The following is a 26,046-nucleotide window of genomic DNA, read 5'->3' on the forward strand; positions in this document are numbered from 1 at the left end:
ACCTTGCGCCACCTGCCTCGGTCCCATCATCGCCGCACCTCCGCTCATAAAACGAGTGAATCAGCGACAGACCGACCAATCAATGGACTTTTTCAACACTATCTCCGCTTAGCGGGCATTCAGGAGCCCCTTGGGTGTGACATTGCCAAGCATAGCAGGTTATTTCAGCTAGGCAGATGTCGCCACCCTCTGTCGAGGTTGTCTCAGCCCTCCATCGCCTCCAGCTCGTCAATGAAGCCTGAGATCATCGACAGGCCTTTGTCCCAGAACTTGGGATCGCTGGCGTCCAGGCCGAACGGGGCCAGCAATTCCTTGTGGTGCATTGAACCACCAGCGCGCAGCATGTCGAAATACTTGTCCTCAAACCCATCCGCGCCGCTTTCGTAAACGGAATAGAGCGCATTCACGAGGCCGTCGCCGAAGGCGTAGGCATAGACGTAGAAGGGCGAGTGGACGAAGTGCGGGATGTAAGCCCAGAAGGTCTCGTACCCGTCCATGAATTCAAATGCGGGGCCAAGGCTTTCGGCCTGAACGCTCATCCACAGGGCGTTGATGTCATCCGGGGTCAGCTCGCCCTCACGTCGGGCGGCGTGCAACTTGCATTCAAAGTCGTAGAAGGCGATCTGGCGGACCACCGTGTTGATCATATCTTCGACCTTGCCAGCCAGCAGAACCTTGCGCTGTTCCGGGGTTTCGGCCTGTTCCAGCATCTTGCGGAATGTCAGCATCTCACCAAAGACCGAGGCGGTTTCCGCCAACGTCAGCGGGGTGGATGACAGCATCTCGCCCTGACCGGCGGCCAACACCTGATGGACGCCGTGACCCAGTTCATGGGCAAGCGTCATCACATCGCGCGGTTTGCCCAGATAGTTGAGCATCACATAGGGGTGGACATCGGTGACCGTCGGATGTGCGAAGGCCCCCGGCGCTTTGCCCGGTTTCACAGCTGCGTCGATCCATCCTTTTGAGAAGAAAGGCGCCGCGATTTCGCCCATCCGGGGATCAAAGGCGTTATACGCGTTCATCACCGTCTTTTGGGCCTCTTCCCAATTCACGATACGCGTATCTTCCATGGGCAGGGGCGCGTTGCGGTCCCAGACCTGCATGACGTCCAGTCCAAGCCACTTGCGCTTCAGCTCATAGTAGCGGTGGCTCAGCTTGGGGTAGGCGGCCACGACCGCCTCGCGCAGGGCCTCGACCACCTCGGGCTCGACATCATTCGACAGGTGACGCCCGGTCTGAGCGGTCGGCATCTTGCGCCAGCGGTCGACGATTTCTTTCTCTTTGGCCTGCGTGTTGTGAACGCGGGCAAAGGTTTTGATATTGTCCTGAAAGACCGATGCCAGTTCACGCGCCGCGGCCTCACGTTTCGCGCGGTCCTGTTCCGTCAGTAGATTCAGGGTGCCTTCGATGTTCAGTTCTTCACCGTCGACATGAAAGGCCAGTCCGGCAATCGTTTCGTCGAACAGACGTTCCCACGCGTCGCCGACAACCCCCAGATCATGAAGGAACTTTTCCAGTTCATCAGACAGCTGATAGGGCTTCATTGCGCGGATGCGACGGAACACAGGTTCGTAGCGGGCGAGATCCGTGTTCGCCGCAAAATGCGCCTTCAGAACATCGTCTTCGATCCGGTTGATCTCGAGCGTGAAGAACACCAGCGGAGTGGTGAAGATCGTAATCTTTTCCTGCATGTCCGACAGGAATTTGGCGCGCTCTGCATCTGTGGTCAGTTGATAATAGCGCAGACCGGCAAAGGACATGATACGCCCGGCGATGGCGTTGATCTTTTCGTTGCGATGCACACAGGTCAGCAGGTCTGCGGCCTCCAGATCAGCCAGCTTGCCTTCGTAATCAGCAGCAAACGCGGCACATTCACCTTCCAGCCAATCCAGATCGCGCGCTAATTCGGGTGCGTCTTCCGAGGTATAGAGATCGCTCAGATCCCATTCCGGAAGATTGCCCAGATTGCCGGAACCACCGATTGCGTTCGCGTCACGGACAGGGAAGGGAAGGTCGCGCATGGATCACCTTTAGTAGACTGCTTTTGCAAACATCTAGGGCTGGCGCGCCCGGATCACAAGCGGCCAATCCCAAAGGTGAAAAGGTTTACGAGGAAACCAGCTTGGAAGCGCCATTGGCCTGGTTGGCCAGAAAATGCGCCGCGATCTGGTCCAGAACAGGCCCTCGAACCTCGGGTGCTTCCATCAGCACCTCGTGTTCACCATCCGGAATTTCGATCAGCGTTCCGTTGGGCCAATTGGCCATGCGCGCACGAATTGCCTTGCGGTCCACAATTTGCTCATGGCTGCCCAAAAATGTCAGGCAAGGAGTTTTCGGGGCGGGCTGTTCCATCAACCATGCACATTCGTCCAGCGACTCGCGCAGCCACAGGTTTGAAGGGGCACCCAGCGCGAGTTCAGGATGTGCGTTCAACTGATCCTGCATCATCCGGTACATGTCCGGGTCGCGGGTCAGCATGTTTCCCTCGAAAGGTTGCGACAGAACATAGCTTTTGAGCGTCGTGGTGGGGGGTGTGCGCTCGCCCAGGCCAAGTGCTGTGCCCCAATAGGCTGTCACGCGGCTTAGGGGTTTCATGACCGGAGTAAAGAAAATTCCCCACATAGGGCCCGTGAAGGCACACGCGGCAAAGCAGCCATTCTCGATGACGGCACGCAACCCGATTGCACCGCCCATCGAATGCCCGACCACGTACCATGGTTTCGGCAGGTCCAGCGCGCTTGCAAGTTTCAGGGTGACCTGAACGTCCTGCTGGTAATCGGTGAACTGATCGACATGTCCGACCCGAGCATCGTCCAGCAACCGATCTGCAAGACCCTGACCGCGCCAGTCGACGGCCAGCATGGCGAACCCACGCTCTACGAATTCGCTGGCAGTATTGCCGTATTTTTCAATGTATTCCGTGCGTCCCGGAAACATCATGACAGTGCCATGTGCCTTTCCGTCCGGAAGCCAGTGAGCAACGCGGATGCGTTTTTGATCCGACGTCGTCAACCAGTGGGCCTTTCCACCGGCGGGGCCGCCGGCCACGTCTTCAAACAAGAGGGCCGGCGAGAACTCCATCAGGCCAGTACCGATGCCAGCTTCATGGCAACACCCATGTCGCCATCAATGCTCAGCTTGCCGGACATGAACGCACCTGTAGGGTTCAATTCGCCGCTCAGGATTTGTTCGAACGTGTCGGCATCCGCGCTGAGGGTGACATCAGCATCGTCGTCGCTGACCCGCGCACCGTTAGAATCCAGGACAATGGCACCCAGATCGGCGATATCAAACTTGGCCGAGGCATCAAACGCGCCGCCTTCCAGTTTTTCATTCAAAGCGGCGGCTGCCTTTTCAAGAGTCTCGCTCATATTTTTCCTCATATTGTTAGTGCGCCGTGAATGGACATCCCCGGTCGCAACGCTACACTGACTATTGTTATGAGCATTGCAATCTACAATCTCAAAGGTATCGTCGCGGCACTTTTTGTCCTAGTCACGATTTCCTCCACTTGCCTCGCGCAACAGGCGGATTTGCGCGATGAGGGCGAATTGCTGCAAAAACTTGCCCAATCGACGCCCGAGCAGGCCATTGCTCTGGATCGGCAGTTGCAAGCTCTGTGGGCCCAGTCCGGTTCAGCATCGGCCGATCTGCTGCTGGAACGTGGCCGTGAAGCGCTGGATGACGGTGACGTAGGTGCGGCGCTGGAACATCTGACCGCCCTGACGGACCATGCGCCCGATTTTGCTGAAGGCTGGCACCTGCGCGCTTCGGCCTTTTTCGGGATCGAACGGTTTGGCATGGCCGCTGCCGATCTGGAACATGCCCTGACCCTGAACCCCAACAATTACGAGGCAATCTACGGTTTGGGACTGATCTTTGAGGTTATCGGACAACCTGACAAAGCCTACGAGGCCTATTCACGGGCATTGGCTATACATCCCCACCACGAAGAAGTAACCAATGCGGTGAATCGACTGAAGCCGCAGATTGACGGCGCAGCGCTGTAAGGTCCGGGCAGGGGGCAAAGGTGAGCGGGTCATCCCGAATAGTGGCCGTTTTGGGCCCTACGAATACAGGTAAAACCCATTACGCAATCGAACGGATGCTGGGATACCGCACAGGTGTCATCGGTCTGCCGCTGCGTCTGCTTGCGCGCGAGGTCTATGACAAGATCGTCGCCATCCGCGGGCCATCGGTTGTTGCTTTGGTTACCGGCGAAGAGAGGATCGTGCCGCCTCGGACCCAGTATTGGGTCTGCACGGTCGAGGCGATGCCCGAAGGTATGGGCGCGGATTTCGTGGCAATTGATGAAATCCAGCTGTGTGCCGATCCCGAGCGCGGCCATGTCTTTACGGATCGCCTGCTTCGGTCGCGCGGAACAAACGAGACACTTTTCCTTGGCTCTGACACCATGCGCGGCCCGATTGCCGCGCTGGTGCCCGAGGCGCAGTTTGTCCGACGCGAGCGGATGTCGCAGCTGGTCTATTCCGGTTCGAAGAAACTCAGCCGGATGCCGGCCCGCAGCGCTATTGTCGGGTTTTCGGTCGAGAATGTGTATGCCATCGCGGAACTTCTGCGCCGCCTTAAAGGTGGCGCGGCGGTGGTCATGGGGGCCCTGAGCCCACGGACGCGGAATGCTCAGGTGGAACTTTATCAAAATGGCGAGGTTGATTATCTGGTTGCCACAGATGCCATAGGCATGGGCTTGAACCTGGATGTAAACCACGTTGCATTTTCATCCCTGACCAAATTCGACGGGCGGCGGATGCGCCCGCTGGCCCCGAATGAACTGGCCCAGATCGCAGGCCGTGCCGGGCGTGGCATGTCGGACGGCACCTTTGGCGTGACCGGCGAGGCACCGCCGCTGGACGAAGGTGTCGCGCAGGCAATCATGGACAGCCGGTTTACGCCGATGAAAAAGCTGAACTGGCGGAATGCCGCCCTCCGGTTTGGTTCGATTGATGCGCTGATCAGCTCGCTTGAGGTCAGCCCGAGTGACGAACACCTGATCAAAGCCCGCCCTGCTGATGACCTGAATGTGTTGAAATCGCTGTCACAACAGGCCGAGATTGCCGCCCGTGCAAGTGACGGTCCATCCATCCGATTGCTGTGGGATGTGTGCAGAATCCCTGATTTTCGCGGCATCAGCCATGCAGAGCACGCCAGTCTGCTGGAAGTGATCTATGGCCACCTGCACGAACGCGGCAGTATTCCTGATGATTTCATGGCCCGGCAGATACGGCGGATTGACCAAACCCATGGGGATATCGATGCGTTATCCAAAAGGTTGGCATATATTCGCACCTGGACATATGTTGCGCAACGAAACGGTTGGGTGCGTGACGAATCACATTGGCGTGACGAAACGCGCACTGTAGAAGACAGACTGTCTGACGCACTACATGAGCGACTGACTCAAAGATTTGTGGACCGGCGTACATCGGTTTTGTTGCGGCGGCTCAAACAGAAGGAGGCCCTTTTGGCCGAAGTAAATGACAAGGGTGAAGTGACCGTCGAAGGCGAATTCGTCGGTCGTTTGGAAGGGTTCCGGTTCAGCCCGGACAAAAGCGCGCAAGGAACCGAAGCGAAAGCGCTCAAATCGGCATCTTTGCAAGCACTCGCGCCGCAATTCCATCTGCGTGCCGATCGCTTCTACAATGCGCCCGATACCGAAATTGATTTCACCGATCAGGGCGGCCTGATGTGGGGCGAATATGCCGTTGGCAAACTGGTTGCCGGGGCCGAACCTCTCAAGCCTGTGGTCGAGGTTTTTGTGGATGAGGCCGCCGGTCCGGATGTCGAACAGAAGGTGCGGCGCCGGTTGCAACATTTCATCGACCGCAAGATCGCTGCGCTATTCGAGCCGTTGCTGAATCTGTCGCGCGACGAGGAACTCAACGGTCTGGCGAAAGGGTTTGCTTTCCGCATGGTCGAGGCGCTGGGCGTTCTGCCGCGCGCCGGTGTCGCGCAAGAGGTCAAGGATCTGGATCAGGACGCCCGCGGCGCCTTGCGCAAGCACGGTATCCGGTTTGGCCAGTTCACCATCTTCATGCCGCTCTTGCTGAAGCCCGCACCGACGCGTCTGCGCCTGGTGCTGTGGGCGCTGTATGGCGGTTTGCAGGAATTCCCCGAAGCACCGCCTCCGGGGTTGGTAACAGTACCGGTCGCCAAAGATGCACCGCAAGGTTACGATACCATGTGCGGCTACCGCGATGCGGGCGACCGATCGATCCGTATCGATATGCTGGAACGCCTGGCGGACATGCTTCGTTCGGAAGACAGCCGTAGCGGGTTCGAAGCCAAGCCGGATATGCTGTCGATCACTGGCATGACGCTTGAGCAGTTTGCAGACCTGATGCAGGGGCTCGGCTACAAAGCCGAGCGCGGCGAGCGTGGCAAGGTCAAACCGGCACCGGCAGAGCAGCCTGTGACAGAGGCGGCTGAACAAGCCGTTATCGATGAGACGCCAGCACCTGACGAGGCAGCAGAAGATGTCGCCGCGACCGCCGAGGCGACAGCCGAGGCCACCGAAAGCACCGAGGCGGCAGCCGAGGCCGTCGCAGAGGGTCAGGTTGCGGAACCTGCGTCGGATGAACCCGAGGTTGAAGTGTTTTACACCTTCACCTGGGGTCGTCAGCGCCAGCCGAGCCGTGGCCCGCGCCGCGAGCCGGGGCAGGGCAAGGGGAAACCACGGGGCAAACCGCAGGACGGCCGTGGCAAACCGCACGGCAAGAAGGGCGGCAAGCCGCAGGGGGCCAAGACCTTCTCGTCACGGCCACCGAAAAAGGAAAAGGCCATTGATCCCGACAACCCGTTCGCCGCAGCGCTTATGGGTCTGAAGGACGGCAATTGACGCAAGATGGCCGAGGCCAAACTGCGAATTGACAAATGGTTGTGGCAGGCGCGGTTCTTCAAGACCCGCAGCCTTGCCGCCAAACAGGTCAGTGGTGGCCATGTCCGGCTGAATGGAAACAGGGTGCTGAAACCGGCGCAGGCCGTGGTCCCCGGTGACGTTCTGACCTTCTCGCAGGGCCGCATTGTCCGCGTTATACGTGTGGAAAAACTGGGGGAACGCCGCGGTCCGGCGCCCGAGGCGCAAACGCTGTACTTTGATATGACCGAAAACCAGGAAGCGCCTCCTGTAAATCCGGGTTTCGAGGGAAAAGGTCGACCAACCAAGAAAGATCGACGCGCTATTGATCTTTCTCGCCCGGAAGATCACTGATCCTGTCTTGAAGAGCGGGCCAGACTGAATTAGCTAGTCGCTCAAACCGCAAACAGGAATCCGACCATGACCTATGTAGTCACCGAAAACTGTATCGCCTGCAAATACACCGACTGTGTCGAAGTGTGTCCGGTGGACTGTTTCTACGAAGGTGAAAATACGCTGGTCATCCATCCTGACGAATGCATTGACTGCGGCGTGTGCGAGCCCGAGTGCCCCGCCGACGCGATCCGCCCCGATACCGAGCCGGGTATGGAGGAGTGGGTTGAGTTCAATCGTAAGTTTTCCGAACAATGGCCGGTGATTGTCACCAAGAAAGACCCGCTGCCAGATGCGGAGGAGCGTGACGGTGAAGAGGGCAAGATGGAGAAGTATTTCTCGGAAGCGCCCGGCGAAGGCGGCTGAGTGATTCGTTCCAAGCGGCCTGTTTTGGCATAAAGACCGCGGCACAACCTGTTGAATGCAGGTTGAATATGATAAATTCCCGTAAGGTAAACTTTCGGGCGTCGTAAATTTGTGATATACTATATCTACATGATGACCGAGATTGGGATGCGCTCCGTAAGTATGCTCACTTTGGAGTTCTGAATTTGTGACAATATCGCCGCCTGACGGGGCTGAGACAGTCCCCGCATGTGGTGCTTTTGTTGTCCGTGTCCCGTCCGCTAGCAAGGAAAAAACTGAATGACAAAGTCGAAAAAGCTCGAGTTCCGCCCGAACGACTATGTTGTCTACCCCGCCCATGGCGTGGGCCAGATTATCTCGATCGAGGAACAGGATGTCGCGGGATTCTCGCTTGAGCTGTTCGTCATCTCATTTGAGAAAGACAAGATGACGCTGCGCGTGCCGACCAACAAGGTGACCGAATCCGGTCTGCGGTCGCTCAGCTCGCCCGATGTGATCAGTCAGGCGATGAAAACGCTGAAAGGCAAGGCCAAGGTGAAACGCGCCATGTGGTCCCGCCGTGCGCAGGAATATGAACAGAAGATCAACTCGGGTGACCTGATCTCGATCGCCGAAGTGGTCCGTGACCTGCACCGCACCGATGACCAGCGCGAGCAGAGCTATTCCGAGCGTCAGCTATATGAAGCCGCCTTGGAACGTCTGACCCGTGAGGTCGCGGCTGTTTCAGGCGCTGGCGAGGTGTCAGCTGCCAAGCAGGTGGACGAGGTTCTGACCTCACGCGCTGCCTGATCGAAGGTACATTGACAATACGGGCCGCTCCAAATTTGGGGCGGCCTTTTTCGTGGCTTGGTGAATTGTTCAAGTGGCGCTAATTTCATTGTATATGCAGCGAATTACCGGACAGACATGAAGCAGACTGTGAAATACCTGTATATCGGACACGACCCTGTTTCGGTCTGGTTTAGGTATGCACTGATCCTGTTTGACGTGGCGACAATCATTTTCTTTGTCGGGACGGCCCACATCCCGCATGGGCCGGGCTTGACCGTTGCAAGCCAACTGGTCGGCGTGCTGATTTTTCTGGATTTCGCTGCGCGGCTCTGGATTTCAAAAGACCGCTGGAGATTTTTGCGCCAGATCTACACAGTGGCGGATATCGTGGTCGTCCTCTCGCTGGTGCTTGATCCGTTTTTGACAGGAAACCTGGCTTTCCTGCGGATATTACGCGCCCTGCGTCTGATCCATTCATATCATCTGCTCTGGGATCTGCGGCGCGACAGCCGTTTTTTCCGCACGCATGAGGACGCTGTTATCGCGGCGATCAACCTGCTGGTCTTTGTCTTTGCCACCTCGACGGCCGTTTTGGTGTTTTTTATCCCCGAAGACGCGCAAACGCCCTACATAGACGCGCTGTATTTTACCATGGCGACGCTCACTACGACCGGGTTTGGCGACATCACTTTGGTCACACCGGGCGGCAAAATGTTTTCCGTCTTTATTATGGTCGTTGGCGTGGCCTTGTTCGTCCGGCTGGCGCAGGCAATTTTCGCGCCACAGAAGGTCCGTCACAAATGCCCCAGCTGTGGGTTGTACCGGCACGACCCGGACGCCGTGCATTGCAAACATTGCGGCGATACGTTGCGAATTGAAACTGGGGGCGCTTCTTAGATCTGGGCGCTGAGGGCAAGCAGAAACGTGATCTCCGCCAATTGCTGTGACGCGCCCAGAATATCTCCGGTTTGACCGCCTATCTTGGCTTTCGCGACGAGCCCCAATACCGCGACGACCAAAGCCGCGCAGACTATCGCGTTAAGCGCCAGACTTCCGCACAAGCTGAAAGCGACCAGAATCGCGATGCCCACGGCGATACAGGCTGATCCTGCGCCGGGGGTGCCAACTGAATGGCTCAGGCCCGACTTTCTGGCGTTTGGAAGAAGAACCATTAGTGCTGGCATCAGGGCGCGGGAAAATACGCAAGCTGCAACAACCATCCAGATCGGACCAACAGCCAGCATGGTGGAAATCGCGGATATTCGTAAAATCTGCGAGATCATCAAGGCAAGCACGCCGTAAGTTCCAATCTGGCTGTCCTTCATGATCTCCAGCCGCCGTTCAGGGGTGAATCCGCCCCAAAGCCCGTCGAACGTGTCGGCCAAACCATCCTCGTGCATAGCGCCCGTCAACAGGATCAGTACCGCGACCAGCAACGAGGCTGCCACAAACGGGGGCAGTTGAAGCCTCATCGACAGCCAACCGGTCAGGCATGCCAGTCCGCCAACGACCAGCCCAACCAGTGGAAATGCCCATACCGATTGTGCCTGCCGGGCAAACACGGCTTTGGGCAAACGGGGCAGGGGCAGGCGGGTCAACAGCACCAGGGCCAGCGGAACATCCCACAGGGAAAACGGTTTGGTGTCGTTTTTATGCACGCCCGTGCCTTTCGGGGTCTTGTTGGTTTCGATCCTTCGGTTAAACACGCAGGACCACTCTGATGCAATGAGGCTTTCATGCTGCCTGAACTGAATGATTTGAACACGTTCCGTGCTGTCCTGGCGGGGGCGCCGGGCCCGGATGCTGCTGCGGTGCAGGGCGCGGCCGAGCGAAACGGACAATTGACCAAACCCCCCGGCGCGCTTGGTCGGCTTGAGGATCTTGCGGTCTGGTATGCAGGATGGCGAGGGGACGCCCGTCCACAGATCAGCGCGCCTCAGGTCATTGTGTTTGCCGGAAATCACGGTGTTACCGCGCAGGGTGTTTCGGCCTTTCCACCGGAAGTGACCGTGCAGATGGTGATGAATTTCGAACATGGCGGGGCGGCGATAAATCAGTTGGCCAGGGCCGCAGGCGCGAAGATGGATGTACACGCGCTGGATCTGGACAAGCCGACCGCGGATTTCACCCAAGCCCCAGCCATGACAGAGGATGAATTGCTAGCCGCGTTGCGCACTGGCTGGCAGGCCGTTGATCCGCAATCTGATCTTTTGGTGGTCGGCGAAATGGGTATTGGCAACACCACCCCGGCTGCGGCTATTGCCTGTGCTCTGTTTGGTGGCGACGCGTCCGATTGGACAGGTCGCGGAACTGGTGTGGATGACGCAGGTCTGGTCAACAAAACCCGTGTCGTGGCCGAGGGTGTCGCCAAACACGCGTCAGATGATGGTCTGGACATCCTGCGCTGTCTGGGTGGACGCGAGATAGTCGCAATGGCGGGTGCAATTGCTGCTGCGCGGGTGTTGCGCATCCCGGTGATCCTGGACGGGTTCATCTGTTCGGCCGCCGCAGCCTGCTTGTGGAAGTTGTCCGATGGCGCGCTGGATCATGCCGTGGCAGGCCACCAAAGTGCCGAAGCGGCCCATGGTGCCGTGCTGGCGAAATTGGGCAAAGAGCCGTTGCTGAGCCTTGGCCTGCGGTTGGGCGAAGGGTCCGGCGGGGCGCTGGCGATCAACATTCTGAAAAGTGCCGTCGCCTGTCATTCCGGCATGGCAACCTTTGCCGAAGCTGGGGTTTCGGACGGCTGAACTCGCATCTGACCCGGGCAAAGGCTTGGGTCAGGCCGATTTCTTGGCGTGCTCTTCAGCCAGTTCCAGCAGCGCGGTTTCCAGATCCTTTTCCAGCGCCTGCGAACGCTCGATGTATTTCTTGTTTTCGGCGATTGGCATTCCGGGGACCCAAAGCTCGGCTAGATCGCGCACCGCCTTCCTGTCATGGTGGTAAAACGTCTGTTCGGCCTGGGCTGCTTCGTATTCACTCAGTCCGATATTCTCCAGAACATAGCGACCTGCGCGCAGCGAACTGTCGAACATTTCCCGCACGATGTCATTGGCACCCGCCTGATACAACTCGTATACATGGGTCCGGTCGCGGGCGCGGGCGATGATGTGAAGGTCAGGACGCTGCCGTCGGGCATAGCTGACAAGCCGTGTGACTTGCTTGTGATCATCCATAACGGCGACAAGAACGGATGCTTTGTCCAATCCCGCCGCGCGCAACAGTTCCGGCCGAGTGGGATCGCCCAGAAAGCCTTTGACGCCAAATCGGCGCATCAGCTGAATCGTTTCAATATTGTGGTCCAGAACGACTGTCTTGAAACCGCTGGCCCGCACCAGCCGGTTGACGATCTGACCAAAGCGACCAATGCCGGCGATGATGACCGGGCCCTTTTCGTCAATCACGTCAGGTTCGGGGCTGGCCGCGGAATCGCCAATCTTCCGCGACAACGCATCGTAGACGATGAAAAGAAGCGGCGTGATCAACATCGTCAGAGCAACGATCATCAGCAGTTTCTGCGACAGGTCGGGCGGAATGACATTCTGTTTCGTCGAAAATGCCAGCAGGACAAAACCGAACTCACCAGCCTGCGCCAACCCAAGGGTGAACAACCAGTGATCACGTCCCCGCAGTTTGAAGGCCTTGCCCACCAGAAATAGGATGATCCCCTTGGCAAGTATCACAAGCAGCGCCAGTCCAATCAGGTCCAGCGGGTCGTTGAGAAAATAACCGAAGTCTATTCCGGCACCGACCGTGATGAAAAACAGCCCCAGAAACAATCCTTTGAACGGCTCAAGGTCGCTTTCCATTTCATGTCTGAATTCAGAACTGGCCAGAACAACGCCTGCCAGGAACGCGCCCAGGGCAGGTGATAGGCCGACCAGTGTCATCAGAAACGAAATGCCCACGACAATCATCAGTGCCAGTGCGGTGTACATCTCGCGCAGACGGGTTGCGTGGATGAAGCGAAACAACGGTCTTGTCAGGTAGACACCGGCCAGAATGACAAACACCACAACGCCGATTGTGACAAGGGTGACGGCCCAGCCCGGCAGCCCTTCGACCAGCGACAAACTGTGATCGCCTGCGCCATGTGATCCTCCTGCCCCCCGGTCAATCGATCCATCTGCTTGGAAACGTGGCATGGCGGGCAGCGCCAGCAGTGGCAACAAAGCCAGAATTGGGATCACCGCGATGTCCTGCGTCAACAGAACCGAAAATGTCGCGCGGCCGCCGTTTGTCTGCATCAGGCCTTTTTCTGACAGGGTTTGAAGAACGATCGCGGTCGATGAAAGCGAAAGGGTCAACCCTACCGCCAGGGCAACCGACCAGGGATGGTTGGCGTACATGGCCACGGCAGCAATCGCGACTGTTGACAGCAACACCTGCAATCCGCCCAGACCCAATAACTTGTCGCGCATGTCCCACAGGGCGCGTGGCTCCAGTTCCAGACCGATGAGAAACAGCATCATCACCACGCCAAATTCGGCCACATGCTGAAGATTTTCGGTTTCCGCTCCGACAAGGCCCAGTGCGGGTCCGATAATGATCCCGGCGGCAAGATAACCCAGCACGGATCCCAACCCTAGTCTGGCAGACAGGGGAACGGCAATGACTGCCGCTGCCAGATAGATTGAAGCCTGATATAGAAAGTCGTCCATGTGTGTCCTCAGAACCTTTTCAGGTGGGAAGGGGGGCGTCGCGTTTAAGTTGATCCATTACGATCTGGCTTTGTACTCTTGCAACGGCAGGATGCGGCAGGATCACATGATGTAGCAAGCTGTTGAGGGCGGACAGGTCGTCACAGTAGATGTGCAGCAGATAGTCTGCCTCGCCCGTCATCGTCCATGCACTGGTAATCTCGGGTCGGGTGTCGACCATGCGGGCAAAGCTTGCGGATTGCTCGGGGCCATGGGTGCCCAGATGCACCTGAACGAACCCCTGCACCTGTAAGCCCAGTTTCAGCGGGTCCAGCCGGGCAGCATATCCGGTGATGTACCCTTCGACTTCAAGCCGCTGTCGGCGGCGACCCGCTTGACTGGGCGACAGGTTCAGCATTTCACCCAGTTGTTGCGCTGTCAGATGTGCATCTTTTTGCAGCGCGGAAAGCAGTCGCTTGTCGGTTGCATCCAACATGTGCGGAAAAATCCTGATTTTATTAACTGATATGCGCATTTTGCGCGTCATCTTGCAGTTTATACAAAAACAATGCGCAGAAACAGCGTCAGAAAAGTCGTATTTTTGAATCAGCAAAGAAATTCCTGTTTTCGTAGGAGACGCGCCATGGGTCCTTTCCCGCACAATGCCCCGAAATCCGTGATCAGCGAAGAAAACCCTGCCGGTACAGATGGGTTTGAATTCGTCGAATTCGCCCATCCAGAACCGCAGGAGCTGCGTGATCTGTTCGCAAAGATGGGGTTTGATCTGGTGGCCCGCCACAAGGAAAAACCTGCTGTCGAGCTTTGGCAACAAGGGGATGTCACATACATCCTGAATGCTGACCCGGACAGTTTCGCGGCTAAGTTCGTGGCCGAACATGGGCCCTGCGCGCCATCGATGGGCTGGCGGGTGGTGGACGTGCAAAAAGCGTATGAGCATGCCCTGTCAAAAGGTGCGGAACCTTACGACCACGATGACAGAACAATGAATGTGCCTGCGATCAAGGGTATTGGCGGGTCGCTGATTTATTTCATTGATCAGTACTACGACACATCGCCCTATAATCAGGAATTCAATTGGATCAAGGAATCAAAACCTCGGGGCGAGGGGTTCTTCTATCTCGATCACCTGACGCACAACGTCTACAAGGGCAACATGGACAAGTGGTTCGAGTTCTATGGCGACCTGTTCAACTTCCGTGAAATCCGTTTCTTTGACATTCAGGGGAAGTTTACCGGCCTTTACAGCCGAGCGCTGACGTCTCCCTGCGGCCGTATCCGTATTCCGATCAACGAGGACCGCGGCGAGACCGGGCAGATCGTGTCTTACCTGAAGAAATACAAAGGCGAAGGCATTCAGCATATCGCTGTTGGCAGCGACGACATCTACGCTTCAACCGATGCTATTGCTGAAAACGGGCTGAAGTTCATGCCGGGTCCAAACGAAGCTTATTACGAGAAGTCCAGGACCCGCGTGGTCGGCCATGAAGAGCCGCTAGACCGGATGATGAAACACGGCATCCTGATCGACGGCGAAGGCGTCGTTGACGGAGGCGAGACGCGCATTCTGTTGCAGATATTCTCGAAAACGGTGATTGGCCCGATCTTCTTCGAGTTCATTCAACGCAAGGGTGATGATGGTTTCGGTGAAGGGAACTTCCAGGCGCTGTTTGAATCCATCGAGCGCGAACAGATCGAAAGCGGCGAGATTTCGGCAGCTTGATCAAAGTAAACGAACATGTCGGAGGCGGTTCTGCCGCCTCCGACGCGCCTATTTACAGTTAATGGGTCAAGGCCTTGAGTGCCGAAATCAGCCACGCGGCATCGCCAGCGTCACGTTGCGACCTTTCTTTTGATAACGCAGTTCACTGTCACTGATAGCAATGACCTTGCCGCCGTCAATACTGTCCCCAACTTTCAGTTTTTTGTAGCGCCCACTGGGAAGCCGGACCAAGGCGCGACGGTTTGCGGGTGTGCCGTAAACGCCGATCAGATTTAAGCGACGCAGATTGATCGCGTTATCGAGTGTAGCCTGGCGGGCTACAGATGCGGTTGTGGGAATCTTGGGTGCAACCGATTTCGCCTGAAACGATCCGGCGTCGTCTGAACTCTGGTCCAGCGCGGCCGTTGATCCAAGATTGGAGTTACCAGAAGCAGGTGCCTTTGCCGTGTCCAGACCCGCCGGTCGCAACCTAGGGCGCGGGACGCGGACAACGGCCAATGCGGTTGGCGTCTCGTCGATTTCTGTGCGCGCTTGCAGACTGTCCGGGCGTGCTTTTGGTCGCTTGGCCGAAAGCTCTGCCAGAGACCGCCCCCCCAACTGCCCGCGCTCGAAGCTCTCGACCAGATCTGCGGGGCGAGGTTTGGGGCGAAGACCGGCCAGTCTTTCGTCGACCTCGTCAAGTACGGGTTCATCTTCGAAACGCACTGGCGTTGCTGGCGGAACCTTCGACGGTCGACCCTGAAAAACGACAACCCCATCCGGGTTCAGCGTCCCTTCCGGCGTGGGCGTTACCAGCCCGCGATCATCCAGATTGAACCGCGCTCCTGCTATGCCATGTTGCACGTCCCGAACAAAGGGTTCGTCAGTATCGAAACTGGAAGCCGGGGGCAGGGCAACCGCATCGCTGGACAGGTCGGATTTGTCAATCGACGTCAGATACAACTCGTCCGGTTCCGGGGCTTCTGGCACATCCAAAGCGGCCGGAGGCGTTACATTCACACCGGAGGCAGCGCTGATATCCTCATCTGCCTCGGGGTCCTGAGCCACAGATTCAACAGGGGTCGGGGCCACCTTGAGCGCCTCAAGGATTGCCGCGTCGGTAGGCGTGAGTTCCGGTTGTTCTTCGGCTTCGGCGTCAGTAGGTTCCGGTGTTGGGGGCACGTCCCTGTCCAGAGCAGGGTCAGCGGGCAAGTTTTCCGGGGGGGCAATTGCCGCAACTTCTGGCACTATCGGTGGCAGGGCGTCGATAACCGGCTCGGAAACACCTGTCTCGGTTGGAATTGGGCTCGGTGCGGCCTGATCTGTTTCTCCACCGCTGTCCAAGGCCAGCCAAACGCCGAAAGCGCCACCAAGAAGAAGCGCCGCGGCAAATGCCGGGATAGCAAAACGCGGTGCCTGCGCTTTCGTAGTCGCAAACTTATTGTCAGGTGTTTCGGGGGTCAGAAACACGTTTGGTGCCGCTGCGCCTGCAATGGGATGCGCTGGTTTCCCAGAGGATTTTGCCGGTTCGGGCTGGTCTGCGTTTTTTACCGACAGCGGTAGCTCTGCTGGTCGGGTTTCCGATGTGCCTGAACGCTTCGCGAACAATGCCTCTCGGGGGAATGCGTCTGCGTCTTCCTCGGCGCAAAACAAAACCGGTACGAAACCATGGTCCGAGGCAAAGGTACGCGCCTCGCTCAGCGTTTCTTGCGCAACAGCTGCAACATAGGTGGTGCCGCCTTCGGTCTGATAGTCGTAGCTGAGTTCGGACAAAGCGTAAGGCGTTGCGTCGGCAAGTGCGCTTTCAACGCGTTCCACCGTGTCTTGGGGGGGTAAGTCATCGGTTGCAATCTGAAGGTATCGAACTTGTTCGGAAGGCAAAACAAGCTTGCAGCTCAGGTCGTTTTCCAGCGCAAAGGCGTTTTCCCGCAAAACCTGCATCTGACCGGACAGGTCCGGCGAATCCAAAGGAATCGAGCCGATAACGAACCATTCGTCATCCGAGTGATGATACAATGATATTCCGGTCGCAGAAAAAGACAGCGCAAAGGCAGGTTTCATAATCCGCAGGAACCATAATTATCAACGTCGATGCAAACACCTTGGCGTTCGCAGACCGACATTAAAGCAGGAACTTGCCGAGGAAAAGAAAAAGGCAAACTCTCCTCTTGTATGGCAATGCATCGCCGACCCATCTTTAATGCAAGCAAATCGGAGTGATAACATTGAAGACATTCGCTTTTCTGGCCGCGATGATGGCCGCAACGACCGCTGGACTTGCCCATGCGGAAGAACGTCGCATCACCGTAGACGCAACCGGAACCATCGAGGTTGCTCCCGATATGGCGACGATCACATTGGGTGTGACAAATGAAAATGCCGAGGCTTCAGCAGCGATGCAGGCCACCTCGGACGCAGTTGCGAAGGTTCTTGCGCGCCTGACCGGGATGGGGATTGAAGACCGCGATATTCAGACCCGCGATCTGTCGCTTTCCCCTGTTTGGTCTGGGCGGCACGGGCAGAATGGAGAAACACCGGAAATCTCGGGGTTTGCTGCCTCGAACCGCGTGTTTGTACGTGTGCGTGATCTGTCCAAACTTGGAAGCATCATGGATGCGGTCATTCAGGATGGCGCCAACGATTTTGGTGGATTGAGCTTTGGGGTGCAGGATACCAAACCAATCGAAGCCCAAGCGCGCGCGCAAGCCGTCGGCGAAGCTATGGCCAAGGCCGAGCAGCTGGCACAGGCCGCGGGTGTAACCCTTGGCGCGGTGCAAACGATTTCGGAACAAACGGGGGGCGTGCGCCCGATGCCCGAGATGCGCATGATGAGCATGGCTGACGCAGGGGGTGTTCCTGTCGCAGGTGGTGAGGTTTCGGTGTCTGTCAGCGTCTCGATGGTGTTCGAGATCTCGGAATGAATTCAACCTGTCGCACGGGCCGTCAGCGGTTTTCGTTGCTGGCCCGAAGCGTCGAAATTGTCGGGTGACAACCAGGCCTCGAAAGCATCACGGATGCGTGGCCATTCGGTATCTATGATTGAATACCAGGCAGTGTCGCGGTTGCGCCCTTTGTAGTGGGTTGCTTGGCGAAACACGCCTTCGAAGGTAAACCCAAGCCGCTCTGCCGCACTGCGCGACGGACCATTCAGCGCGTCGCATTTCCATTCGTAACGCCGGTAACCCAGTTCATCGAACACGCGCCGCATCATCAGATACATGACTTCGGTTGATTGCGGCTTGCGCTGAAGCAGGGGTGAAAAGTGGATATGCCCAACCTCAATCGCTCCGGCGGCGGGTGCTATCCTGAGGTATGAAGCCATGCCCAATGGTATGTCATCACCGTCCAGAACAGTATGGAACATCGGGTCCGCATCCATGCAGTTGGCGCGCGCCCAGTCTTCGAACTCAGACTCGCCAGCAAACGGGCCGTAAGGCAGGTACGTCCAGTTGCGGCCATCCGTGTCCTTTGCAAACGCCCGGAACAGTCCGGGCGCATGCCTGTTCACATCAAGGGGCACGACAGAACAATACCGGCCCACCATCGGCGTATTGGGTGGCGTCGGGCGTGGAAAGTCACCCGAAACCGGTAAACCGATAGGCTGGCCAAGGTTGTTTGTGTCGTGCTGGGTCATGGTCAGGCGGTTGCTTTGGCCAGGGCTTGATCAAGGTCGGCAATCAGATCGTTCACGTCCTCGATCCCGATGGACACGCGCACCACGCCCGGACCTGCGCCTGCGGCTTCCTGCTGTTCCGGGGTCAACTGACGGTGCGTGGTCGATGCCGAATGAATGATCAGCGAGCGCGCGTCGCCCAGATTGGCTACGTGGCTGAAAATCTCCAGCGCATTGACCAGCTTGATACAGGCGTCATAGCCGCCCTTCACAGCGAATGTGAACAGGGCGCCGGCACCGCGTGGATACTGAGCCTTCACCCGATCCTGATAGGGTGAAGAGGGCAGCCCGGCATAGGTGACGTAGTCCACGCGATCATCCGCTTCCAGCCAGGCCGCGATTTTTTGCGCGTTTTCAACATGACGCTCCATCCGCAGCGATAGGGTTTCGATCCCCATCAGCGTGTAGTGGGCTGCCTGCGGGTTCATGGTCATGCCCAGATCACGCAGACCGATGGCGATGCCATGGAAGGTGAAGGCCAGCGGGCCAAAGGTCTCGTGGAACTTCAGTCCATGATAGGCCGGTTCGGGTTGGCTGAGCGAGGGGAACTTGTCATTTGCCGACCAGTCGAACTTGCCCGAATCCACGATGCAGCCGCCGGTGACGGTGCCATTGCCGGTCAGGTACTTGGTGGTTGAATGCACCACCAGCGTCGCTCCGTGATCGATCGGGCGGCACAGGTAGGGCGTGGCCGAGGTGTTGTCGACAATCAGCGGAATGCCCGCCGCATCGGCCACATCTGCCAGTGCACGGATGTCCGTCACATAGCCGCCGGGATTGGCGATGGACTCGCAGAAAATCGCACGGGTATTCTCATCGATTGCGCCCTTCACCGCGTCCAGATCATCGGTGTCGACAAACTTGGCAGACCACCCAAAGCGTTTGATTGTCTGGCTGAACTGGGTGACCGTGCCGCCGTACAAACGGGTTGAGGCGACCACATTGCAACCCGGACCCATCAGCGGGAACAGCGCCATGATCTGGGCCGCGTGCCCGGACGAGCAGCAAACGGCACCAACGCCGCCTTCAAGAGTCGCCACGCGTTCCTGTAGAACGGCGACGGTTGGGTTGGTCAGGCGGGAATAGATAAAGCCCACCTCTTGCAGGTTGAACAGGGCCGCTGCGTGGTCTGCATCGCGAAACACATAGGCTGTGGTTTGATAAATGGGTGTCTGGCGCGCTCCGGTCGCCGGGTCGGGGCGGGCGCCCGCGTGAATTTGCAACGTGTCGAAACCGTAGGTGGGGCCGTCAGACATCTTGAAATCTCCTGTTGGAATTTGTCTTGCGAAATCTGTAGGCCATTGCCCGCCTGCGCACAACGATCCTGTCAGCGCAGCCAGAGGCCCTTGCTTTTGATCGTGTTGCGGATGGCCTGTTCGCGTCGTGGCAGATGATCCCGGTCAAACAGGGCGCGGACTTTTGCGCCTTTCCCCTGCAGAACCATCTTTTTCAGTGGCTCGTATTGCTTGAGAACCTTCTTGACCTTGTTTGGAGCGACGACGGTTTCCAAGACGTCTATCACATGGTCGCTTTCACGGGCGTAAAGCAAGGGAAACAGGCGATAGTGGCAACTGACGGATCCGTCCAGCAAACCAGAGGGCAAAACATCACGACCACCGCCGAACGAGTGAATGACAAGGGGCAGGGCGGCCTGATCCAGCCAGGGGTCAAGGCTTTGGCCAGTCAGCTCAGGAATGTTTTCGTCGCGGATTGTTCTGGCGTAGTCCAGAAAACGCTCACCAAATTTCCGGGGGCATTTGTAGAAGAAATAGCCTGCATTGAAATACAGGTACCGTCGCCAGTGGTCATGGGGTTGATCGGTGTCCAGCGAGCTTTCGAAATCCAACCCGAAGCGGTCGTAAAGCGCGCGCCAGATACCGTCAAAACCAGGGCCATACAGCGTTGGTTTGGGCCATGTCCCTTCAACTTTCAGTGACGCGCTGGGGCGGTCGAAGTCAAATGGGACGGATGTGATCTCGCCAGTGATCAGCGTGTCGGTGTCAAAGAACACAAAGGGCTCATCTTCCGGCAGGGCCATCAGCGCTTCGATCTTGTTGCCGTAGGGATAGCTTTCACCGAATACATGCGAGTCGAAGGGCAGAATTTCGGCATCCAGTTGTTTCAGGGCATTCAGAACTTCTTCGTCCTGAATGCGGGGATCCTGTTTCCAGCGTGGCCCCGGATTGGGCGTGGCGACAAACAGTTTGCCCTCGAATTGCGGCGAAGAATGGCGCAGTGAAGCCGCAAACAACAGGGCTTCGTATTGCAGGCGGTTGTTTTGACCGACGACCGCGATGTTGAATTTCTGTGACGTTGCCTGCATCTATGCCCGTTTCCCGACAGGTGTTTGACCGTGCACCTTGAAGTTCGGATTACAGCAAGCGGCCCAAGGCGTCAAAAGCGGAAAATTTGAAATTTCATCACGCGATCCCATTTCTTTCAGGGGTCGTAGCAGAAAGGGTTACACATGTGGATCAATGCGGATTTCACAAAACGGGTCGCAGTTCATTTTGACAATAGCGAATGGGTCGCTTCCCCTGCGGCTGGCGTCGAGCGTAAAATGCTGGACCGGATTGGTGATGAGGTGGCCCGCGCAACAACCATTGTCCGCTTTGCGCCCGGCAGCGCCTTTTCCGCCCATACCCATGACGGCGGCGAGGAATATCTGGTGCTGGACGGTGTATTTCAGGACGAGACCGGAGATTTTCCCGTCGGCAGCTATGTTCGCAACCCTCCAACTTCCTCGCACACTCCGTCCGCTGCCGAGGGCGCAACCATTCTGGTCAAGTTGCACCAGTTTGACCCGCAGGACCGGACCGAGGTTCGCCGCTCGATAAATGGCGATTCTGACGTACAGCTGTTCAAAGATGATCATGAGGACGTTTTTGTGCGGACATGGGCTGCTGGGGGCGTGGTCGAACTGGACGCGTGCGACGGCATGGAAGTGTTTGTCATAAGGGGCAGTTTCTCTGAATCGGGGGAAGAATTTTCGAAATGGGACTGGTTGCGCCTGCCTCCCGGAACGCACTCACGGGCTGTTGCAGGGCCTGATGGGGCCCGAGTCTGGATCAAGTCCTGCCACCTTGGTGAAATGGTCTGAAAGCTTTTCGGCCCTGAAATCAGCTAAAATGCCAATAAATCCGGGTTTAACGGCCCGGATTTTCGATTTTTTGACCATTTGGCAAATTTTACCAATTGATAAAAAATTTATTTGTGGCAAGCTGAGGTCATAACAAACATATCTACAGGGAGTAGAGTGATGGCACAGGGCCAGATGGCACCCGGCATTGTCGCGGGGCGGCTTTCAAGCGATGAGCTGACCTCGAATTTCACCGATCTGCATCCGCCATTGGCCCCGCATGAGGCCGCAGTTGCAGCAGACCGTTGTTATTTCTGCTATGACGCACCTTGCGTGACAGCGTGTCCGACAGACATCGATATTCCGCTATTCATCCGGCAGATTCAGGCCGGACAGCCCCAGGCTGCCGGGCGAACGATCTTTCAGCAAAACATTCTGGGCGGAATGTGCGCCCGTGTCTGTCCGACGGAAACACTGTGCGAGGAGGCCTGTGTTCGTGAGGCGGCCGAGGGCAAACCGGTCGAGATCGGACGGCTACAGCGCTTTGCGACAGATGATCTTATGTCCTCGGGCGCGCATCCGTTTGAACGTGCGGCATCGACCGGGAAAACGGTTGCTGTCGTGGGGGCAGGGCCTGCTGGTCTGGCTTGTGCGCATCGTCTTGCCATGCTGGGCCATGACGTGGTGATCCACGAAGGCAAGCCCAAACCGGGCGGTCTGAACGAATATGGGATTGCCGCCTATAAATCGACCAACAACTTTGCGCAGGCCGAGGTCGATTGGCTGCTGAAAATCGGTGGTATCACGATTGAAACCGGGTCGGTTCTGGGTGAAGGCATCTCACTGGATGGTCTGGTCGAAAACTACGACGCGGTGTTCCTGTCCATCGGGCTTGCCGGGGTCAATGCCCTGCGCGCGGATGGTGTTGACAAGGACGGCGTGCGGGATGCCGTCGATTTCATCGCGGACGTGCGGCAGGCTGGTGATCTTGCAAAGCTTCCTGTCGGGCGGAACGTCGTCGTTATTGGCGGAGGCATGACTGCCGTGGACGCGGCGGTAAAGTCCAAGTTGTTAGGTGCCGAGAACGTCACCATTGCCTATCGCCGGGGACGCGACGCCATGGGTGCCAGCCGGTACGAGCAGGATCTGGCAGCCTCGCACGGGGTTCAGATTTTGACCAACGTGCAGCCGGTGGCAGTACACGGCAATGGGACTGCCGCCGAGATAGAACTGGAGTATACCTCAAGCCAGAACGGCCAACTCACCGGAACCGGTGAGACGGTCCGGCTGCGGGTAGACCAGGTTCTCAAAGCCATCGGTCAGACGCTGGAAGGTGCGCCGCAAGGGCTGAAGCTGGACGGCAACAAGATCGCTGTCAGCGGTGCGGGACGCACTTCTGTGGCCGGTGTCTGGGCAGGCGGAGATTGCGCGGCGGGGGGCGAAGACCTGACCGTTACGGCTGTTGCCGAAGGCCGGGATGCAGCGATGGACATCCACGCGACGCTGGTTTCGTGATAGGATGGGGTATTCACCCCATTCCTTTCGCTGCTGAGGTATTCCCATGTCCCAGATCGAACAAGCCGTAGCGCAACACTACACCACCGGAGCACTGACCGACCGCGTCCGCGCGGCGCTTGAGGCCAGCGGTATCGATCCGGATGCGGCCACGGTCGCAGACCTGAAAGCAGGGGACGAGTTCCATACGGGCGGCGTTCTGGCGACCAACAACCTGTTTGCGCAGTTGTCGCCGACCCATGCGACCCGTGTTCTGGATGTCGGATGCGGTATCGGCGGGACCTCTCGCTATGTCGTGGATCGCTATGACTCGACAGTAACAGGCGTCGATCTGACACCGGAATTCGTTGAAACCGCCAAGGTGCTCAGCGATATGGTCGGGCATTCCTCGAAAACCAGCTTTCATGTGGGCAGCGCATTGGACATGCCGGTGCCGGATGCTGGGTTCGACCTGGCCGTCATGATGCATGTGGGCATGAACATAAAGGACAAGGCCGGGCTGTTCGCCGAAGTGTCGCGGGCGCTGGCCAAGGGCGGTACTTTTGCCCTGTTCGATGTGATGGCCGGAGACGTGGACGAGCCGCTGGCTTTCCCTCTGCCGTGGTCCACTGTTGCCGAAACCTCGTTCGTGGATGCGCCGGATGTTTACAAGTCTGCGGCAAGCGCCGCGGGTCTTGAACTGGTGACAGAAACGGATCGCACCGAATTCGCGATACAGTTCTTCGAGGACGTCTTTGCAAAGATTGCCAAATCCGGCCCGGCACCGCTGGGCATTCACCTGATGATGGGCGAGACGGCACCCGAAAAGTTCCAGAACTACGTCAAAAACCTCAAGGCCGGGCGCATACGTCCGACCGAAATGATATTCAAAAAATCCGGCTGAGCCGGGAAGGGAGAAGCCATGGCCGATCTGACGACTAACTTTCTGGGCATTTCCAGCCCCAACCCTTACTGGCTTGCCTCTGCGCCGCCGACGGACAAGGAATACAATGTTCGTCGCGCGTTTGAGGCCGGTTGGGGCGGTGTTGTGTGGAAGACGCTGGGGTCCGAGGGACCGCCGGTCGTAAATGTGAACGGCCCGCGGTATGGCGCGATTTACGGTGCCGACCGCCGTTTGCTGGGACTGAACAATATCGAACTGATCACCGACCGCCCGCTTGAGGTGAACCTCGAGGAAATGGCGCGGGTCAAGGCCGACTATCCGGATCGCGCCCTGATCGCTTCGATCATGGTGCCCTGCGAGGAAGAAGCCTGGAAAGCCATTCTACCGCGCGTGGCCGAAACCGGCGCGGACGGAATCGAACTGAACTTCGGTTGCCCGCACGGGATGAGCGAGCGCGGTATGGGGTCCGCCGTAGGGCAGGTGCCGGAATATATCGAGATGGTCACGCGTTGGTGCAAGCAATACTATGACCGTCCGGTCATCGTGAAACTGACACCGAATATCACCGATATCCGGAAACCTGCGGCGGCGGCCAGAAATGGTGGCGCGGATGCGGTGTCGCTTATCAATACGATCAATTCGATCACCAGCGTCAATCTGGATACGTTCAGCCCGGAACCCTCGATCGATGGCAAGGGCAGCCACGGAGGATATTGCGGCCCTGCCGTGAAGCCGATCGCCCTGTCGATGGTGTCCGAAATCGCTCGGGCCGAGGCGACGCATGGCATGCCAATCTCGGGCATCGGGGGTGTCACCACATGGCGTGATGCGGCCGAGTTTATCTCGCTGGGATGTGGCACGGTGCAGGTCTGTACCGCTGCGATGACCTATGGGTTCAAGATCATTGATGAATTGACTGCAGGTCTGTCGGAATGGATGGATGAAAAGGGGTATACCAGCATTGATGAGGTGATCGGGCGCGCGGTGCCCAATGTCACCGATTGGCAATACCTGAACCTGAACTACATCGCCAAAGCCAAGATCGATCAGGACCAGTGCATCAAATGCGGCCGATGCTATGCCGCCTGTGAAGATACCAGCCATCAGGCGATTTCAATGTCGGATGACCGTGTGTTCGAGGTGATGGATGACGAATGCGTCGCCTGTAACCTCTGCGTTGATGTCTGCCCGGTCGAGGGCTGTATTTCGATGGTGCCGATGGCGGCGGGTGAAATCGATCCGCGCACCGGGAAAGAGGTTCAGCCGACCTATGCGAACTGGACCACGCACCCGAACAATCCGATGGCCAAAGCAGCGGAATGATCGAGACAGGGAATATCCCTGAGGGGCCGCTGACGCGGCCCCTGCATTCATGGCGTCAGAAGCTTTCGGTACAGCGTATCGACAAAGGGTTCTGCACCCTCGAACGGGTTTTCGTGGCCCAGAATAGCCCGCACCTGAACGTCGAAATCGGCATAATGCTGCGTCAGCGCCCAGATCGAAAACATCAAATGATAAGGGTGCAACCGTGCGATTTTGCCCTGATCCATCCAATTGGTGAGTATGGTGACCTTTTCGTCAACCAGTTGTTTGAGATCATTGGACAAAGCGTCGTGAATACGGGGCGCGCCTTGCACAAGCTCATTGGCAAAAAGGCGGCTTTCCCGTGGTAGCTCCTGACTCATTTGCAGTTTCCGGCGAATATAGGACAGCATCTCCTCCATCGGATCACCGGTCTCATCCAGATCGTGCAGGGGCGCCAGCCAGGTTTCCAGCAAGCCCGAAAGCAATTCGGTGTGGATCGCCTCTTTCGACGCGAAATAGTAGAGGAGATTGGGTTTGCTCAACCCCGCCTCGGCAGCAATCTGATCGACGGTCGCCCCACGAAACCCGTGTGCGGAAAACACATTCAGGGCAGCCTCGAGAATCGCGGCTCGGTTCTTCTTCTGGATACGAGTCGGTGCGCGGTCTTTCGGCATGATTTCAGTGTGTCTCTTTTTTCGTCGGATAGGCACGGATTACACTGAAATTTCAGGCTTTGCCGCGCAATTTCTTGACTGATACCGAACCCGTGATAGCGTGAGTTTGACCAGTTGGTCAAATCAAGACACCAATAGCGAGCAAAATCGCAA

Annotated in this window: 24 protein-coding genes; 13 read left to right on the forward strand and 11 right to left on the reverse strand. The window is 57.5% G+C overall.

Annotation, left to right across the window (positions count from 1 at the left end; genetic code table 11):
- Nucleotides 1-203 precede the first annotated feature (203 nt).
- From ACR0DS_RS06230 to ACR0DS_RS06240, 3 genes are all read right to left on the reverse strand, one after another.
- Nucleotides 204-2,024 carry a M3 family oligoendopeptidase gene (locus ACR0DS_RS06230; RefSeq protein ID WP_480558667.1) on the reverse strand — a complete coding sequence of 607 codons (1,821 nt, stop codon included), beginning with the start codon at nt 2,022-2,024 and terminating at the stop codon, nt 204-206.
- An 85-nt stretch (nt 2,025-2,109) separates the two neighbouring features.
- The gene (locus ACR0DS_RS06235) at nt 2,110-3,084 is read right to left on the reverse strand and encodes an alpha/beta hydrolase (protein WP_480558665.1); all 975 of its coding nucleotides are present in this window, start codon (nt 3,082-3,084) and stop codon (nt 2,110-2,112) included.
- Entirely contained in the window at nt 3,084-3,374 is a 291-nt protein-coding gene (locus ACR0DS_RS06240) for an SCP2 sterol-binding domain-containing protein (RefSeq protein ID WP_209504212.1), read from the reverse strand. The genes ACR0DS_RS06235 and ACR0DS_RS06240 overlap by 1 nt, the downstream gene beginning before the upstream one ends.
- A 69-nt stretch (nt 3,375-3,443) precedes the next feature.
- Between ACR0DS_RS06240 and ACR0DS_RS06245 the strand changes: the two genes are divergently transcribed.
- From ACR0DS_RS06245 to ACR0DS_RS06270, 6 genes are all read left to right on the forward strand, one after another.
- Nucleotides 3,444-4,013: a tetratricopeptide repeat protein gene (locus ACR0DS_RS06245; RefSeq protein WP_480505551.1), complete on the forward strand. Its 570-nt coding sequence runs from the start codon at nt 3,444-3,446 to the stop codon at nt 4,011-4,013.
- A 20-nt stretch (nt 4,014-4,033) separates the two neighbouring features.
- Nucleotides 4,034-6,859 carry a helicase-related protein gene (locus ACR0DS_RS06250; protein WP_480558663.1) on the forward strand — a complete coding sequence of 942 codons (2,826 nt, stop codon included), beginning with the start codon at nt 4,034-4,036 and terminating at the stop codon, nt 6,857-6,859.
- Between the two features lie 6 nt (nt 6,860-6,865).
- Complete coding sequence (locus tag ACR0DS_RS06255) at nt 6,866-7,231, forward strand: RNA-binding S4 domain-containing protein (RefSeq protein ID WP_480558661.1); 366 nt, start codon at nt 6,866-6,868, stop codon at nt 7,229-7,231.
- A gap of 66 nt (nt 7,232-7,297) precedes the next feature.
- Entirely contained in the window at nt 7,298-7,636 is a 339-nt protein-coding gene (gene fdxA / locus ACR0DS_RS06260; RefSeq protein ID WP_480558659.1) for a ferredoxin FdxA, read from the forward strand.
- A gap of 279 nt (nt 7,637-7,915) precedes the next feature.
- Nucleotides 7,916-8,425: a CarD family transcriptional regulator gene (locus ACR0DS_RS06265; protein WP_209504207.1), complete on the forward strand. Its 510-nt coding sequence runs from the start codon at nt 7,916-7,918 to the stop codon at nt 8,423-8,425.
- Nucleotides 8,426-8,542: 117 nt separating this feature from the next.
- Nucleotides 8,543-9,304 (forward strand): potassium channel family protein, encoded by a 762-nt coding sequence (locus ACR0DS_RS06270; RefSeq protein ID WP_480485945.1) that lies wholly within the window; start codon nt 8,543-8,545, stop codon nt 9,302-9,304.
- On the opposite strand, the gene cobS is transcribed toward ACR0DS_RS06270, so the two are convergent.
- Entirely contained in the window at nt 9,301-10,065 is a 765-nt protein-coding gene (gene cobS, locus ACR0DS_RS06275) for an adenosylcobinamide-GDP ribazoletransferase (RefSeq protein WP_480616713.1), read from the reverse strand. The two genes, ACR0DS_RS06270 and cobS, sit on opposite strands and share 4 nt — an antisense overlap.
- A gap of 78 nt (nt 10,066-10,143) precedes the next feature.
- Here cobS and cobT point away from each other — a divergent pair, with 78 nt between their 5' ends.
- Entirely contained in the window at nt 10,144-11,154 is a 1,011-nt protein-coding gene (gene cobT / locus ACR0DS_RS06280; RefSeq protein WP_480537630.1) for a nicotinate-nucleotide--dimethylbenzimidazole phosphoribosyltransferase, read from the forward strand.
- Between the two features lie 30 nt (nt 11,155-11,184).
- On the opposite strand, the gene ACR0DS_RS06285 is transcribed toward cobT, so the two are convergent.
- The gene (locus tag ACR0DS_RS06285; RefSeq protein ID WP_480558657.1) at nt 11,185-13,065 is read right to left on the reverse strand and encodes a monovalent cation:proton antiporter-2 (CPA2) family protein; all 1,881 of its coding nucleotides are present in this window, start codon (nt 13,063-13,065) and stop codon (nt 11,185-11,187) included.
- Between the two features lie 19 nt (nt 13,066-13,084).
- Nucleotides 13,085-13,540, reverse strand: coding sequence for an Lrp/AsnC family transcriptional regulator (locus ACR0DS_RS06290; protein ID WP_209504202.1), 456 nt, complete (start codon nt 13,538-13,540; stop codon nt 13,085-13,087).
- 147 nt (nt 13,541-13,687) lie between these two features.
- Here ACR0DS_RS06290 and hppD point away from each other — a divergent pair, with 147 nt between their 5' ends.
- Nucleotides 13,688-14,785 (forward strand): 4-hydroxyphenylpyruvate dioxygenase, encoded by a 1,098-nt coding sequence (gene hppD, locus ACR0DS_RS06295; RefSeq protein WP_480558655.1) that lies wholly within the window; start codon nt 13,688-13,690, stop codon nt 14,783-14,785.
- An 87-nt stretch (nt 14,786-14,872) separates the two neighbouring features.
- Here the strand turns inward: hppD and ACR0DS_RS06300 are convergent, their stop codons facing one another.
- A complete protein-coding gene (locus tag ACR0DS_RS06300) occupies nt 14,873-16,825 on the reverse strand; it encodes a hypothetical protein (RefSeq protein ID WP_480558653.1) in 1,953 nt (650 codons plus the stop codon).
- Between the two features lie 155 nt (nt 16,826-16,980).
- Between ACR0DS_RS06300 and ACR0DS_RS06305 the strand changes: the two genes are divergently transcribed.
- Nucleotides 16,981-17,685: an SIMPL domain-containing protein gene (locus tag ACR0DS_RS06305; protein ID WP_480604233.1), complete on the forward strand. Its 705-nt coding sequence runs from the start codon at nt 16,981-16,983 to the stop codon at nt 17,683-17,685.
- A 2-nt stretch (nt 17,686-17,687) separates the two neighbouring features.
- On the opposite strand, the gene ACR0DS_RS06310 is transcribed toward ACR0DS_RS06305, so the two are convergent.
- The 3 genes from ACR0DS_RS06310 to ACR0DS_RS06320 form a co-directional block, all read right to left on the reverse strand.
- Nucleotides 17,688-18,398 (reverse strand): GNAT family N-acetyltransferase, encoded by a 711-nt coding sequence (locus ACR0DS_RS06310; protein WP_480505537.1) that lies wholly within the window; start codon nt 18,396-18,398, stop codon nt 17,688-17,690.
- Between the two features lie 2 nt (nt 18,399-18,400).
- Nucleotides 18,401-19,693: an O-acetylhomoserine aminocarboxypropyltransferase/cysteine synthase family protein gene (locus ACR0DS_RS06315; RefSeq protein WP_480485932.1), complete on the reverse strand. Its 1,293-nt coding sequence runs from the start codon at nt 19,691-19,693 to the stop codon at nt 18,401-18,403.
- A gap of 71 nt (nt 19,694-19,764) precedes the next feature.
- A complete protein-coding gene (locus tag ACR0DS_RS06320) occupies nt 19,765-20,760 on the reverse strand; it encodes a hypothetical protein (RefSeq protein WP_480558649.1) in 996 nt (331 codons plus the stop codon).
- Between the two features lie 144 nt (nt 20,761-20,904).
- Between ACR0DS_RS06320 and ACR0DS_RS06325 the strand changes: the two genes are divergently transcribed.
- The 4 genes from ACR0DS_RS06325 to preA all read left to right on the forward strand — a co-directional run bounded on the left by ACR0DS_RS06325 (nt 20,905) and on the right by preA (nt 25,237).
- On the forward strand, nt 20,905-21,537 hold the full coding sequence (locus ACR0DS_RS06325) for a cupin domain-containing protein (protein WP_480558647.1): 633 nt from the start codon (nt 20,905-20,907) through the stop codon (nt 21,535-21,537).
- A 159-nt stretch (nt 21,538-21,696) separates the two neighbouring features.
- Entirely contained in the window at nt 21,697-23,031 is a 1,335-nt protein-coding gene (locus tag ACR0DS_RS06330) for an NAD(P)-dependent oxidoreductase (protein WP_480558645.1), read from the forward strand.
- A 46-nt stretch (nt 23,032-23,077) separates the two neighbouring features.
- Entirely contained in the window at nt 23,078-23,914 is an 837-nt protein-coding gene (locus ACR0DS_RS06335) for a class I SAM-dependent methyltransferase (RefSeq protein ID WP_480558643.1), read from the forward strand.
- Nucleotides 23,915-23,932: 18 nt separating this feature from the next.
- Nucleotides 23,933-25,237: an NAD-dependent dihydropyrimidine dehydrogenase subunit PreA gene (gene preA, locus ACR0DS_RS06340; RefSeq protein WP_480481342.1), complete on the forward strand. Its 1,305-nt coding sequence runs from the start codon at nt 23,933-23,935 to the stop codon at nt 25,235-25,237.
- Nucleotides 25,238-25,284: 47 nt separating this feature from the next.
- On the opposite strand, the gene ACR0DS_RS06345 is transcribed toward preA, so the two are convergent.
- Nucleotides 25,285-25,893 (reverse strand): TetR family transcriptional regulator C-terminal domain-containing protein, encoded by a 609-nt coding sequence (locus ACR0DS_RS06345; protein WP_480558641.1) that lies wholly within the window; start codon nt 25,891-25,893, stop codon nt 25,285-25,287.
- Nucleotides 25,894-26,046: the final 153 nt, after the last annotated feature.

It is taken from the genome of Ruegeria sp. AF5 (assembly GCF_056541905.1).